Origin of the sequence: Ilumatobacter nonamiensis YM16-303 (assembly GCF_000350145.1) — a bacterium.
Taxonomy (GTDB): Bacteria; Actinomycetota; Acidimicrobiia; order Acidimicrobiales; family Ilumatobacteraceae; genus Ilumatobacter_A; species Ilumatobacter_A nonamiensis.
The window spans coordinates 1-12,557 of record NZ_BAOL01000103.1 but is presented as its reverse complement, the minus strand read 5'-3'; the positions used below and the strand labels follow the sequence as shown (position 1 = coordinate 12,557).

Here is a 12,557-nt window from a genome sequence, read left to right as displayed (position 1 = left end):
CCATCCGGTGTCTGACACCCGATGGCACCGACCTGTGCATCGGGTCAGTCGGGGAGCATGGGGACGCCGAAGTCGGCGTTGCTTCCGACGGTGGCGGCGCGGGTGAGGCTCGCCGCGCCGAAACGATCACGCACCGCGTCGAGCGCGGTGTCGAGTACGTCGGATTGCGAACGTTCGAACGGCAGCGACAGCTGGATCCCGACACCGTCGCGAACGTCGACCAGATTCCCGATCGACAGCCCGATCAGGGTCAGCCCGCCGCGCTCGTCGATCATCTCCCAGGACTGGTCGAGAACGGCTCGTGCGGTCGCGAGCAGCGGTGTCGTCGCCGACGTCGGCTGGGGCAACGACGACGCACGCGTCGCCCGGGTGAAGTCGGCAAACCGGAAGCGCAAGGTGACGGTGCGACCCGCCCGGTCGGCGCGGCGCATCCGCCGGGTCACCCGATCGACCAGGCGGAGCAGGACGACGGCGATCTCGTCGCGAGTCCGCGGCCGCCGGCCGAGCGCCTGTTGCGACCCGATCGAACCGCGACGCCTGCCCGTCTCCACTCGCCGCGCATCGACGTTGTGGGCGAGCGCGTGCAGCTGTCGGCCCGAGGCCACGCCGACGATCGTGGTGAGTACCGCGAGGTCCATCGCGGCGACCTCACCGACGGTGCGGATGCCGCGCGCGTCCAGCTTCGCGGCGGTGATCGCACCCACACCCCACAGCTTGTCGACCGGCAGCGGGTGGAGAAAGTCGAGCTCCCCCTCGGGTTCGACCAACAGCAGTCCGTCGGGTTTGCCGACCCCGCTCGCCACCTTGGCGAGGAACTTGGTGCGCGCCACACCCACCGTGATCGGCAAGCCGATCTTGTCGCGGACGTCAGCCCGGAGTTTCGATGCGATCTCGACCGGGGTGCCGGAGATCGTGCGGAGTCCGGTGACGTCGAGGAACGCCTCGTCGATCGAGATGCCCTCGACCAGCGGAGACGTGTCGTGGAAGATCTCGAAGACGTCCTTGCTGGCCTGGGAGTACGCGTCGAACCGCGCGGGAACGACGATCAGGTCCGGACACAATCGCCGCGCCTTGTGCTCGGGCATCGCCGTGCGGACGCCGTACCGCTTCGCCTCGTAGCTCGCGGCGAGCACGACTCCGCCGCCCGCAACGACCGGCTTGCCTCGCAGGCTCGGGTCATCCCGCTGCTCGACCGACGCGTAGAACGAGTCGAGATCCGCATGCAGGATCGACGCCGTTGGTTTCACGAACACACGTTCGCACATGGGCGCCGAATCAGCAAGGTGCTACCGCTGGTGTCTGCCCCCGGAGGTGGCACGCTGCCCGATCCAGGCGGTGATGGCGTCGAGCGCGGCGGGGTCGGCAAGGGAGTCACGGGACGCAGCGTCGGCGGCCGGGGTACCGAGCAACATCGCCTTCACCGGGACCTCCAGCTTCTTGCCGGACAGCGTGCGCGGCACCGTCGGGATCTGGTCGATCGTGTCGGGAACATGGCGGGGTGACAGCTCGGTGCGCAGCTGACGCCGGATCTCGCCGATCAACTCGTTCGACAGCTCCGCGCCGTCGACGAGCGCGAGCAGCAGGATCAGCTCCCCGGGGCCGCCCTCGCGATCCTCGAGATGGACCACGATGCTGTCCGCCACGTCGGGAAGCGATTCGACCACCGTGTAGAAGTCGCTCGTCCCGAGCCGGACGCCCCCACGATTGAGCGTCGCATCCGACCGGCCCGTGATGATGCATCCGCCGGTGTCGGTGAACGTGATCCAGTCACCGTGCGTCCAGACCCCGTCGAAGTCCTCGAAGTAGGCCGAGCGCAGCCGCGAACCGTCGTCGTCGCCCCAGAAACCGACCGGCATCGACGGCATCGGCTGCGTGATCACCAGCTCTCCCGTCTCCCCCGGCGCACATCGCGAGCCGTCCGGACGGAAGGCTTGGACGTCGCATCCCAGCATCCGTGTGGAGATCTCGCCCACCCGCACGGGGACCGTCGGGGCCGGCCCGACGAAGCCGGTACAGACATCGGTCCCGCCGCTGAGCGATCCGATCTGCACATCGGCACCGACCTCGTCGTGGATCCATTCGAAGCCCTCGGCCGGAAGCGGTGCGCCGGTCGAGCCGAGATGCCGGAGGTGCGAGAGGTCGAACTCGGCTCCCGGATGGAGATCAGCCTTGCGACACGCCATCACGAACGGTGCGCTCACGCCGACGACGTCGACCTCCTCGTCCGCCGCGAGCCGCCAGAGCGTGCTCAGGTCCGGCGCGCCCGGATCGCCGTCGAACAGCACCGCGGTCGCCCCCACCAGCGCTGCCGACGTGAGGAAGTTCCACATCATCCAGCCGGTCGTGGTGAACCAGGTGAATCGGTCGCCGGGACCGAGGTCGTAGTGCAACGCGAGGGCCTTCGCGTGTTCGAGCGTGATCCCGCCGTGGCCGTGGACGATCGGCTTCGGCAGGCCTGTCGTCCCCGACGAGAACAGCACGTAGAGCGGGTGGTCGAACGGCACCGACTCGAACGCCATGGCCGCAGCCGCCGCGCCCGGATCATGGTCGAGCAGCGTCGACCACCCGTCGTCGCCGTCGGGATCGAGGTACGGCAACCGGACGACGTGTTCGAGCGACGGCAGCGCGTCGAGGATCTGTGCCACGTGCGACGACCGGTCGATGTGCTTCGATCCGTACCAGTAGCCATCGACGGTCAACAGCAGCGTCGGTTCGACCTGGGTCCACCGATCGGTCACGGCGCGCACACCGAACTCGGGGGCGCACGACGACCAGATCGCACCGAGGCTCGCGACCGCGAGGAACGCCACGGTGGTCTCGGCGATGTTCGGCAGGTAGGCGACGACGCGGTCGCCCCGCCCGACACCGCGTTCGACCAACCCCATCCGACACCGCGCGACCTGGTCGGTGAGTTCCGCCCACGAGAGTACGACGCGGGCACGGGACTGGCTGACCGACACGATGGCGGTCTCGTCGGGGGTCAGCGATGCCTGACGCAGGGCCAGTTCGGCGTGGTTGAGTGTCGCGCCGGGAAACCACCGGGTGCCCGGCATCTCGGACGACGCGCGGGTCTCGCTCGGCGGTGAGTGGAACCGCACGCCCGTCCAGTCGGCGACGGAGCGCCAGAACGCCCCGGGCTGCTCGAATGACCAGCGCAGCGTCTCCTCGTAGTCGGTCAGCGTCGGGCCGCCGGTCGACCCGACGTGACGGGCGAAGTCACCCAGCCGGCTCTGGTGCCACGCATCGGCCGCGGGCTCCCAGATCACCCGATGGTCCGACGGGACCTCCGCACGACTCTGACCCGGTGCGTCTGGCTCGGCACTGTCCGTCACCCACGCAATGGTGCCAGACTCGTCCGGTGACCGGACGACCACGACCCTCCATCGCCGCCCTGCCGGCGTACAAGCCCGGACGATCCGCAGCGGCCGCCGAAGCCGACCACGGTGTCGCCGACGCGATCAAGCTCGCTTCCAACGAAGCCCCGTTCGGGCCGCTGCCGTCCGTCGCGGAGGCGATCGCCCTGATCGCGGAGGAGGCCAATCTGTACCCCGACCACGGAGCGGCCGAGCTGCGTGCCGACCTCGCCCGGCATCTCGGCATCCGGGTCGACCAGGTCACCGTCGGCGCCGGGTCGGCCGGGATCCTCCAACAGATCCTGCTCGGCTTCGTCGAACCGGGCGACGAGGTCGCGATGTGCTGGCCATCGTTCGAGGCCTACCCGCTGTTCGCCCAGCTGGTGGAGGCGGAACAGGTCCGGGTGCCCCTGCGGGACGAGACCTTCGACCTCCCGGCCCTCGCCGAAGCGGTCACCGATCGAACGAAGGTCGCCTTCATCACGAACCCGAACAATCCGACCGGCACCGTCGTCGGGACCGACGAGATCGTGACGTTCCTCGACGCGGTTCCGGCGACGTGCATCGTCGTGCTCGACGAGGCGTACGACGAGTTCGTGACCGACGAACGCGTCACCGACTCCACCCGCCTGCTCGCCGAGTACCCGAATCTCGTCATCACCCGCACGTTCAGCAAGGCACATGGTCTCGCGGGCCTCCGCGTCGGCTATGCGCTCGGCCAGCCCGACGTGATCGGCATGATCGACCGCACGCTCGTGCCGTTCGCCGTCAACGCGCTGGCGCAAGCAGCGGCGCGAGCGAGTCTCGCCGCCGAGGACGAGATGCGCGAACGGGTCGCCGGTGTCGTCGCCGAACGGTCCCGGGTCGCGGCTGCACTTCGCTCCGCCGGCTGGGACGTTCCGGAGCCGCAGGGCAACTTCGTGTGGTTGCCGCTGATGGAGCGCTCGGCCGACCTCGGGCTCGCGCTCGAGCGTCGTGGCGTGGTCACCCGCGTGTTCGACGACGTCGGGATACGCGTCACCGTGTCGGACCAGGCAGCCAACGATCGGTTCCTCACCGCGCTGGTCGAGGCCGCCGCCGAGGAGACGTGACGCCGATGGACCGCACGAGTGCCGACACCTCAGTGGTGATGATCGTCAGCGGCGGTCATCGCACCGTCCTCGATCTCGATCACGCGGCCTCCGTACACCTCGCGTAGGGCTTCTGCTCGCAACGAAGTCCCCGGACTCAGATCACCAGCCGGTCGTGGCGGAGGGTCTCGTAGATCTCCATCGCCTCGGTGGCGATGTCGACGAGGTCGTCCGCCAGCGACGGCGCGTCGGCAGCTGGCGCGGGTCCGAACCCGGTGGATGCCTCGACCGACGAGTACCAGTGCGGCGCCCACACACCATCGCTGTCGCGCCGACCGGGGGGCCACGACATCATCGCCTCGTCGAACGGAACGTCGAATCGGCGACAGATCTCGACCTGGTAGGCACGGGGGTCGGTGAGGAAGTCGGCCGAGTCGACCACCACGTCGCAGTGCTCGGCGAGCTCGACCTGCTGGGGGATCCCGATGTCGTCGAGGGTGACGTCGCCGCGCACCTGTGTGTAGCTCGCCAGCACCCGTCGCGGGTCGCGGAGCAGCAGACAGTTCCGGAACTCTCCGATCCACGATCGATCGAGGCCGGGGTACAGGTGATGCGCCATGTGTTTCTGGTAGCTGATCTCCGCGTGCAGCGGCGCAGCCAGGCATGCCGCGATCGCCTCGTCCCCGTCGGTCGGGAGGGTCGCGAGGATCTCGTCGCGAGCGGGATGGTCGAGTCCGGTCGCCTGCAGATACGCGGCGTACAACGGCTCGTCCATCACCTCGGTGTCGGCCCGGTTCTCCCAGCTGCGCATCATCGCGGTCGACAGGTTGCGCGGCCCCGACCACATCGCGATCCGGGTCATCGGCACTCGCGATCGAGGAGGGCGACGTAGTGCTGCTGGAGCTGCTCGACCACGGGACCACGCTCCCCGGTTCCGACGGTGCGGCCGTCGATCTCCGTGACCGGCGCGATGCCGGCGAACGTCCCGGTCACGAACGCCTCGGTGGCGCCGTAGCACTCGGTCACGCTGAAGTTCTTCTCCCGCGCCGTGATCCCGTGCTCGCCGCACAGGCGCAACACGTTTCGACGGGTGATCCCCGGGATGCAGTAGTCACCGGTCGACGTCCACACCTCGGGCGCACCATCGGGTCCATCGGGATGGCGGACGATGAAGAAGTGCGTCGAATTGCACGTTGCGACGAAACCCTGCGGATCGAGCATCAACGCCTCGTCGGCACCCGCCTTCGCGGCCTGGATGCACGCCGAGATGCAGTTCAACTTCGAGTGCGAGTTCCATTTCGGGTCCTGCACGTCGGGCCGTCCACGCCGAATCGACACCGTGTACAGGCGCACCCCCTGGGTGAGCGTCTCGGGCCGCGCGGTCTTGTACTCGGGGATGACCACGATCGTCGGCGGCGTGATCGTGAAGCGCGGGTCCTGGTACGGCGTCGATTTGACGCCGCGCGTGATCATGAGGCGAATGTGGACGCCGTCGGTGTCGGGGCCCATCGCGTTCGCGTCGAGGGTCGCTTGGATCAGCTGGGCCAACTCGTCGGGCGTCCGGCCGATGTCCATGTCGATCCCCTTCGCGCCTTCGTACAGGCGGCGGAGGTGGTCGTCGAGGAAGGCCGGCTTTCCGTGGTGCACCCGGATGCCCTCCCAGACCCCGTCGCCGAGCATGAATCCGCTGTCGAAGACCGACACCATCGCCCGCTCGCGCGGGAGCAGTTCGTCGTTGATGCCGATGACGATCGACTCGTTGCGCGGGTCGATGTCGTAGTCGTGGGTGCCGTGGGCCATCGCCGCATCATCCCAAAATGTGCATCGGCGACTGGCACCAATCCACGTTTTCTACAGGACGGCGCGGAGGTCGGCGGCGGCGGACTCGGGTGTCAGGTCGCGTTGGAGGTTCGCGAGCAGTTCGTAACTCGCGGGAATCTTGGCGATGTCGGCGGACCGCAACAGCGGCGGGTAGTAGTGCGCGTGCAGTTGCGGTCCGTCGCCGCCGGAGCGCGGCGTTCCGTGCCACCCGGAGCAGTACGGGAACGGGACGCCGAAGAGCCGGTCGAAGGCGCGGAGCATCTGTCCGAGCACGTCGGCGAGCGCCTCGGAATCACCGTCGTCCACGTCGGCGAACGACGACAACGGCCGGCGCGGGAGCACGAGCGTCTCGTACGGCCAATACGCCCAGTAGGGCACCACTGCGACCCATTGCTCGTTCACCGCCACGACTCGGTCACGGACCGCCACCTCACGTTCCGCATAGTCGAGCAACATCGGCGATCGATGCGTCGACCAGTAGCCGGACTGTGCCGCCGTCTCGGTCGCGATCTCGTTCGGCAGGAAGTTCGAGGACCAGATCTGGCCGTGCGGATGCGGGTTCGATGCGCCCGAGATCGCTCCCCGTGTCTCGAACAATTGCACCCATTCCCAGCTCTCACCGAGCTCCTCGAACTGATCGCGCCACAGGTCGATCACCACGCCGAGTTCCGCCGGTGACATCTTCGCGAGCGTGAGATCGTGACGGGGCGAGAAACAGAGGACTCGACACTCGCCATCGGCGTGCGCCATGCCGAACAGGTCGTCGACGGCAGGGTTCACGTCGCCGTCCGCGAGCCCCGGAACGCTCGGCAGCAACGCAGCAAAGTCGTTCTCGAACACGAAGGTGTGCGTGTAGTCCGGATTCGTGACGCCGCCGGCGCGTACGTTTCCGGGACACAGGTAGCAGCTCGGGTCGAAGGTCGGAGCGGACGCATCGGCTCCGTCGTCGGTCTGGCCCTGCCACGGTCGTTTCGTGCGCTGCGGGGAGACCACGACCCACTCGCCGGTCAGCGGATTGCGGCGGCGGTGCGGGTGCGTTGCTGAGTCGAAACGTTCGGCCATGACCCCGCTGAACTGTAGCGATCATCACCGGGACGACAGATGGCGTCTCCCGTTCGGGCACAATGGCACGATGTGCCGTCGTCGAATGACGCTCGTCGCCGTGGTCGCGGTCGGCGGCGTGAGCTGCGGAGGAAGCGATACGGCGCACGATGCTCCACCGGGACCTTCCGAATCCGCCGCCCAGCCCACGACGACCGCCCCTCCGTCGGTCACCGCCGCACCCGTCGTTGCGACGTTCGACCCCGAGGGATGCCCGGAATCAACGCGGGCTGCGGTCGCGGACAAGGCGAAACAGCGCTACTGGCTCTGTCGGGACGGCCAGGCCGTCACCGACGAGATCCCGATGACGACCGCGTCGAGCAACTACGGCCTCCCACCCGTCGGCACCTACGACGTGTTCGCTCGGGACGAGACCGCTGTCGCCGTCAACGGCGAGCCACTCGAACGTTTCGTCGCGTTCTACACCACGGCCAGGGGCAACCGCATCGCGTTCCACGAGGTCGTCGATCAGGATCCGGCGACCGTCGGCGACCTGGATCAACGTGGCTCGTCGGCCGGCTGCTTCCGCGTTCGCGAGGCGGACTCCGTCCAGGTGTGGAACTTCCTCCAGGTCGGCGACCCGGTCGTGATCATCTCGAATTGATCGGACGACGGCCTGACGAGTCAGAGACCGAGCAACGAACGCCACTCGCCCGGGTACGCATCGCGAACCTGAGCCGGCGTCATCTTGAGCGTCTCGACGGGGACCTGGTCGACCACGCGTCGCGCCTCGGCGTAGTGGTGTCCCACGTGGCGGAGACCCTCGAACCGCGGAGCGCGGAAGTCGACCAGCTCGGCGGGCGGTTCGTCGTCGAGAAAGCCCCAGACGGTGAAGGCGATGGTCAGATCGTGGACGACCGGTGCTCGCGAGAACAGCGACGCTCGTCGAAGTGCCACGCCGAGGCAGCCGCGGATCGCATCGTCGATGTTCTCCCGCTCCCCGACGCGGAGTTCGGGTTTCAGCGAGTTGGCGATCTTGATCGCGTATCCCTGGTCGGGTCCGGGAGAACCCAGGCCGACGCCGCGTGGCTGGAAGCCCACGATCTCGCCCGGTCGGTCGGGTGCCCATGATCCGGGGACGAAGTCCGGCGATCCGTACGCACGTGGCGCATCGGTCGGGACCACCGGGGTGAACTTGGGAGCAGCCATCTCCCTGTAGTCAATACCATCAGCGCCCGGACCGCACGCAATTCGTCGAATCGAATCAGCGACGACGACGCGGTTCAGGGCACTCGAACCGGCGCCTTCCGATCGATCGGCATCGTGGACGGGCCGAGTCCGCGCAGTCGCTGCCGACCTCGCAGGTTCGGTGCGACGACCGCGGCGAGCACCAGCAGCGCGCCGAGGAATTGCACCGCCGACAGCCTCTCGTCGAGCGCGACCCACCCGATGACCGTGGCTACCAGCGGACTGAGGAGGGCGAGGAAGCTGACGACGTTCACGGGCAGGCGTTGGATCCCGCCGAACCAGTTGGCGTACGCGAGGCCGGTGCCGACGACGGCAAGCCACACGAACCCCATCGTGTTCGTCGCCGTGATCGTGCGGGGAACGCCCTCGGCGAGCAACATCACCGGGACGAGCATCACCCCACCCATCGTCAGCTGCCAACCGGTGAAGGTGAGGAGGTCGACCGGGCGCCCCCAGTGCTTCGTGAGCACGACGCCGGCCGCCATGCAGACGGTCCCTGCGATGGCGGCGACGACGCCGACCGGATCGAGGCCGGCGTCGGGTCCGAGCACGAGCATCGCCACTCCGACGACCCCGGCGAGACCGGCGATCGCGACTCGGCGAGTGAACGCTTCGCCGAGCACGACCGCGGCGATTCCGGCGGCGACGAGTGGCTGGATGGCTCCCGCCGTGGCGGCCACTCCTCCGGGAAGCCGGAACGCGGCAACGAACAGCAGCGCGAAGAACGCCCCGATGTTCAGCAGGCCGAGCAGCGCGGCACGCCACCACCATGATCCGGTGGGCAGCCGACGGGACCAGAGGACGAACGCAAGACCCACGGGCAGGGCGCGGACGGTCGCTGCGAGCATCGGTCGATCGGCGGGCAGGAACTCGGTGGCGACGACGTAGGTGGTGCCCCACACCATCGGGGTCAGTGCCGTCCTCGCAACGGCACCTGCGTCGGAGAGTTCTCTTGACATGAAGAGAACTCTACCTTGCGATTCTCTCGATGTCGAGAGAAACTCTCTCCATGTCGAGCGAACCCTCCAGCGCGCCAGCCTTCGATGCGGTCGACGGGATCGTCGAGCAGTGGAACCGTGAGCGTCCCGACGTCGACGTGTCCGGAATGGCGATCATCGGTCGGATCAGCCGACTCGAGCGGTCGATTCGCCCGCGGCTCGAAGCCACCTTCGCGACCCACGACCTCGAGTCGTGGGAGTTCGACGTGTTGGCGACACTCCGACGAACCGGCGACCCGCACCAACTCACGCCTGGCGAGCTGCTCGACTCGATGATGGTCACGTCAGGAGCGATGACGAACCGCATCGATCGCCTGGAACAGCGGGGGTTCGTCCGGCGCACGAGGAGTCCCCACGATGGTCGCCAGGTGCTCGTCACGCTGACCGCGAGCGGACGCAAAAAGGTCGACGCCGCACTCGTCGATCACGCCGCCAACGAACTTCGCATCATCGACGGGTTGACGACCGAACAGCGCGCGCAGCTGGTCGACCTCCTCCGCGCGTTGGACGCGACGGTCCGCGATTCGTCGGGCAGCTGAATCACTCGACGGGTCCGGCCCGAGTGAGGGTGCGTCAATCGCGGTGGTGGAGCAGGCCGAACACGACGCTGTCCTCGAGTGCCCGCCACGAGGCTTCGATGATGTTCGGGCTGACGCCGATGGTGGTCCAGTCGCGCTGCCCGTCGGTGGCCGTCAGGAGCACGCGTGTGGTCGCACCCGTCGCGCTGCCACCGTCGAGGATGCGCACCTTGTAGTCGGTCAGGTGGATGTCGCCGACGTGCGGCAGCGTCTTTCCGATCACCTTGCGCAGCGCGGTGTCGATCGCGTTCACGGGGCCGTTGCCCTCGGCGACCCACACATGGCGCTCGGCGCCTTCCCCATCGGGTCCGTTGGGACCGACCCAGGCTTTCACGGTGGCCTCGGTGTTGAACGCACCGTCGGGCAGCTCGTCGGTGATCACCCGCATCGACTCCACCCGGAAGAAGTCGGGCACCCCGCCGGCGGCACGGCGCATCAGGAGTTCGAGCGACGCATCGGCCGCCTCGAACTGGTAGCCCTCGTGCTCGAGTCGCTTGAGTTCGTCGATGATCTCGTTGATCTCGGCACCGTCGAGCTCGAGCCCGATCTCGTCGGCTTTGATCTGGATCGTCGCTCGCCCGGCCATCTCCGACACGACGAAGCGGGTGCCGTTGCCGACCGCTTCCGGGTCGACGTGTTCGTAGGCGTCCTTCGCCCGCACGATCGCCGACACGTGCAGCCCCGCCTTGTGCGCGAACGCCGACGAACCGACGAACGGCGCCTGCGGGTCGACCGCCCGGTTCAGCGTCTCGGCAACGTGATGACTCACCGACGTCAGCCGCTGGATCCGGCCCTCGGGCAGACACTGATATCCCATCTTGAGCTGGAGGTTCGGGATCACCGTCGACAGGTTGGTGTTGCCCGTCCGCTCCCCCAGCCCGTTGAGCGTTCCCTGGACATGGCCGGCGCCCGCCTCGACAGCCGCGATGGAGTTGGCGACCGCGCAGCCCGTGTCGTCGTGGCAGTGGATCCCGATCACTGCGTCGTCACCCACGTGCGACTTGACGTCGGCGACCACCTGGCCGACCTCGTGGGGCAGCGTTCCGCCGTTCGTGTCGCACAGCACGAGGTGCGTCGCCCCGTTGACGACGGCGGACTCGATCGCCCGCAACGAGAACTCGGGGTTCTGGCGATACCCGTCGAAGAAGTGCTCGAGGTCGACGAGCACCTGGCGGCCCTCACCGGTCAAGAACTTGACGGAGTCGGAGATCATCGCCGCCCCCTCGTCGAGTGTCGTCTGGAGCGCTTCCACGACCTGGTACTCGGAGCTCTTCGCGACGATGCACACGGCGCTCGTGTTCGCCTCGATCAGATTGCGCAGCGTGGAGTCCTCGTCGCTCTTGCCCCGCGGCCGCCGGGTCGATCCGAACGCGACGAGCGTCGATGTGGTCAGGTCCAGTTCGTTCTGGGCCCGTCGGAAGAACTCGATGTCCTTCGGGTTCGCGCCCGGCCATCCGCCCTCGATGTACTGCACGCCGAGCAGGTCGAGTTGCTGCGCGATGCGAATCTTGTCGTCCACGGTTGCGGTGACGCCTTCGACCTGGAGGCCGTCGCGGAGGGTGGTGTCGAACACTTCGACGAGTCGCATGGTGGGTGGATCCTGTCCGTGGGTGCTGCCATCCGTTCGCGTCGCGGATTCGCTCGGCGGGCGAGCACGAACGCGACGAGAACGGAGAACGGTCCAGTGAAGTCGGCGGAGTGACCGATTTCAACGCCGGAAACACCAACCGAGCGGCGCCCCGACCGAATCACACCCGTGCAAGATGTGGACGATCCTGTGCCCAGACGGTGACTTGCGACACGTGGACGGTGGACGAACGGTGGATGAACGGGGACGGTCTGGGGATGAACCGAGAAGTTCTGTGGAGAACCCTGTGACTTGAGAAATACCTCTTGACCAGGGGTTTTGCATCATTCAAAGTAGTCCTTGTTCCGAAGAGCGCACGCCCGAGCCGGGAACGGGGAGGGCGCAGCGGAGTCGGAGCACAGGACAGATCAACCGCCGGTGCGGGACGATCCACAGGCAACTGTGGGGAAGGCTCGGACCGGAGGGGGACGGACGAATCGGGGCCACCCCAACTGGCTTCGAGGAGGAAATCTCCCGATCGGCACCACTTCTGGTGATTCGGTTCGACCAATCACTTCGGTGACACGGGGAACCGGGTCAGCGTGAACGGTGGCGACGGACGATGGGCGGGGAGACTCGCTCAGGGTCCGAAAAGCGGCATCGCCCGCCACGCAGCCCCTTGGGGCGGCGAGACGGGCGATGTGAACAGGTCGAGACGAAGGCTAACGCCCGTAGATCGACCGATGGTGGATCTGTCCGCCTGAGAGCCCCGGAAGGGCGCTGCTGGCCTCGGTCAGCGGCCTCCGACCGGGGTTCTCCTCGTTTTCCGGCCACCCCACCCACACCGGCGTTCTCGTGATCTGTTCCGGCGCTCCGTGCGC

General features: G+C 67.8%; 11 protein-coding genes. 3 read left to right on the top strand and 8 right to left on the bottom strand.

The annotated features are described in order from the left end of the window. Positions 1 to 44 precede the first annotated feature (44 nt). Together dinB and ON45_RS11360 are read right to left on the bottom strand one after the other, a co-directional pair. Positions 45 to 1,265, bottom strand: coding sequence for a DNA polymerase IV (gene dinB, locus ON45_RS11365; protein ID WP_040493979.1), 1,221 nt, complete (start codon positions 1,263 to 1,265; stop codon positions 45 to 47). Positions 1,266 to 1,286: 21 nt separating this feature from the next. Next, complete coding sequence (locus ON45_RS11360) at positions 1,287 to 3,266, bottom strand: acetoacetate--CoA ligase (protein ID WP_040493983.1); 1,980 nt, start codon at positions 3,264 to 3,266, stop codon at positions 1,287 to 1,289. A 92-nt stretch (positions 3,267 to 3,358) separates the two neighbouring features. On the opposite strand from ON45_RS11360, the gene hisC reads away from it, so the two are divergent. Continuing rightward, positions 3,359 to 4,444, top strand: coding sequence for a histidinol-phosphate transaminase (hisC, locus tag ON45_RS11355; protein WP_083914812.1), 1,086 nt, complete (start codon positions 3,359 to 3,361; stop codon positions 4,442 to 4,444). Between the two features lie 136 nt (positions 4,445 to 4,580). On the opposite strand, the gene ON45_RS11350 is transcribed toward hisC, so the two are convergent. The 3 genes from ON45_RS11350 to ON45_RS11340 are packed head-to-tail and all read right to left on the bottom strand — an operon-like array spanning position 4,581 to position 7,306. Further along, complete coding sequence (locus ON45_RS11350) at positions 4,581 to 5,285, bottom strand: sulfotransferase-like domain-containing protein (RefSeq protein ID WP_040493981.1); 705 nt, start codon at positions 5,283 to 5,285, stop codon at positions 4,581 to 4,583. After that, positions 5,282 to 6,223: an aminotransferase class IV gene (locus ON45_RS11345; RefSeq protein ID WP_040493978.1), complete on the bottom strand. Its 942-nt coding sequence runs from the start codon at positions 6,221 to 6,223 to the stop codon at positions 5,282 to 5,284. The genes ON45_RS11350 and ON45_RS11345 overlap by 4 nt, the downstream gene beginning before the upstream one ends. Before the next feature lie 51 nt (positions 6,224 to 6,274). Continuing rightward, a complete protein-coding gene (locus ON45_RS11340) occupies positions 6,275 to 7,306 on the bottom strand; it encodes a UDP-glucose--hexose-1-phosphate uridylyltransferase (RefSeq protein ID WP_040493977.1) in 1,032 nt (343 codons plus the stop codon). A gap of 70 nt (positions 7,307 to 7,376) precedes the next feature. On the opposite strand from ON45_RS11340, the gene ON45_RS11335 reads away from it, so the two are divergent. Beyond that, positions 7,377 to 7,949: a L,D-transpeptidase gene (locus ON45_RS11335; protein ID WP_158412364.1), complete on the top strand. Its 573-nt coding sequence runs from the start codon at positions 7,377 to 7,379 to the stop codon at positions 7,947 to 7,949. Positions 7,950 to 7,969: 20 nt separating this feature from the next. Here ON45_RS11335 and ON45_RS11330 read toward each other — a convergent pair whose 3' ends face one another. Both ON45_RS11330 and ON45_RS11325 read right to left on the bottom strand, forming a co-directional pair. Next, positions 7,970 to 8,494, bottom strand: coding sequence for a hypothetical protein (locus tag ON45_RS11330; protein WP_040493975.1), 525 nt, complete (start codon positions 8,492 to 8,494; stop codon positions 7,970 to 7,972). 74 nt (positions 8,495 to 8,568) lie between these two features. Further along, positions 8,569 to 9,492 carry an EamA family transporter gene (locus ON45_RS11325; RefSeq protein WP_051062921.1) on the bottom strand — a complete coding sequence of 308 codons (924 nt, stop codon included), beginning with the start codon at positions 9,490 to 9,492 and terminating at the stop codon, positions 8,569 to 8,571. Positions 9,493 to 9,542: 50 nt separating this feature from the next. Between ON45_RS11325 and ON45_RS11320 the strand changes: the two genes are divergently transcribed. After that, entirely contained in the window at positions 9,543 to 10,070 is a 528-nt protein-coding gene (locus tag ON45_RS11320) for a MarR family winged helix-turn-helix transcriptional regulator (protein WP_040493974.1), read from the top strand. Between the two features lie 34 nt (positions 10,071 to 10,104). Here ON45_RS11320 and cimA read toward each other — a convergent pair whose 3' ends face one another. Then, positions 10,105 to 11,697: a citramalate synthase gene (gene cimA / locus ON45_RS11315; protein ID WP_040493973.1), complete on the bottom strand. Its 1,593-nt coding sequence runs from the start codon at positions 11,695 to 11,697 to the stop codon at positions 10,105 to 10,107. Positions 11,698 to 12,557 lie beyond the last annotated feature (860 nt).

Bases quoted from the DNA above. Each gene is read 5' to 3' on its own strand.
- dinB (WP_040493979.1), bottom strand. From the start codon at position 1,265: ATGTGCGAACGTGTGTTCGTGAAACCAACGGCGTCGATCCTGCATGCG.
- ON45_RS11350 (WP_040493981.1), bottom strand. From the start codon at position 5,285: ATGACCCGGATCGCGATGTGGTCGGGGCCGCGCAACCTGTCGACCGCG.
- ON45_RS11345 (WP_040493978.1), bottom strand. From the start codon at position 6,223: ATGGCCCACGGCACCCACGACTACGACATCGACCCGCGCAACGAGTCG.
- ON45_RS11340 (WP_040493977.1), bottom strand. From the start codon at position 7,306: ATGGCCGAACGTTTCGACTCAGCAACGCACCCGCACCGCCGCCGCAAT.
- ON45_RS11335 (WP_158412364.1), top strand. From the start codon at position 7,377: ATGTGCCGTCGTCGAATGACGCTCGTCGCCGTGGTCGCGGTCGGCGGC.
- ON45_RS11330 (WP_040493975.1), bottom strand. From the start codon at position 8,494: ATGGCTGCTCCCAAGTTCACCCCGGTGGTCCCGACCGATGCGCCACGT.
- ON45_RS11325 (WP_051062921.1), bottom strand. From the start codon at position 9,492: ATGTCAAGAGAACTCTCCGACGCAGGTGCCGTTGCGAGGACGGCACTG.
- ON45_RS11320 (WP_040493974.1), top strand. From the start codon at position 9,543: ATGTCGAGCGAACCCTCCAGCGCGCCAGCCTTCGATGCGGTCGACGGG.
- cimA (WP_040493973.1), bottom strand. From the start codon at position 11,697: ATGCGACTCGTCGAAGTGTTCGACACCACCCTCCGCGACGGCCTCCAG.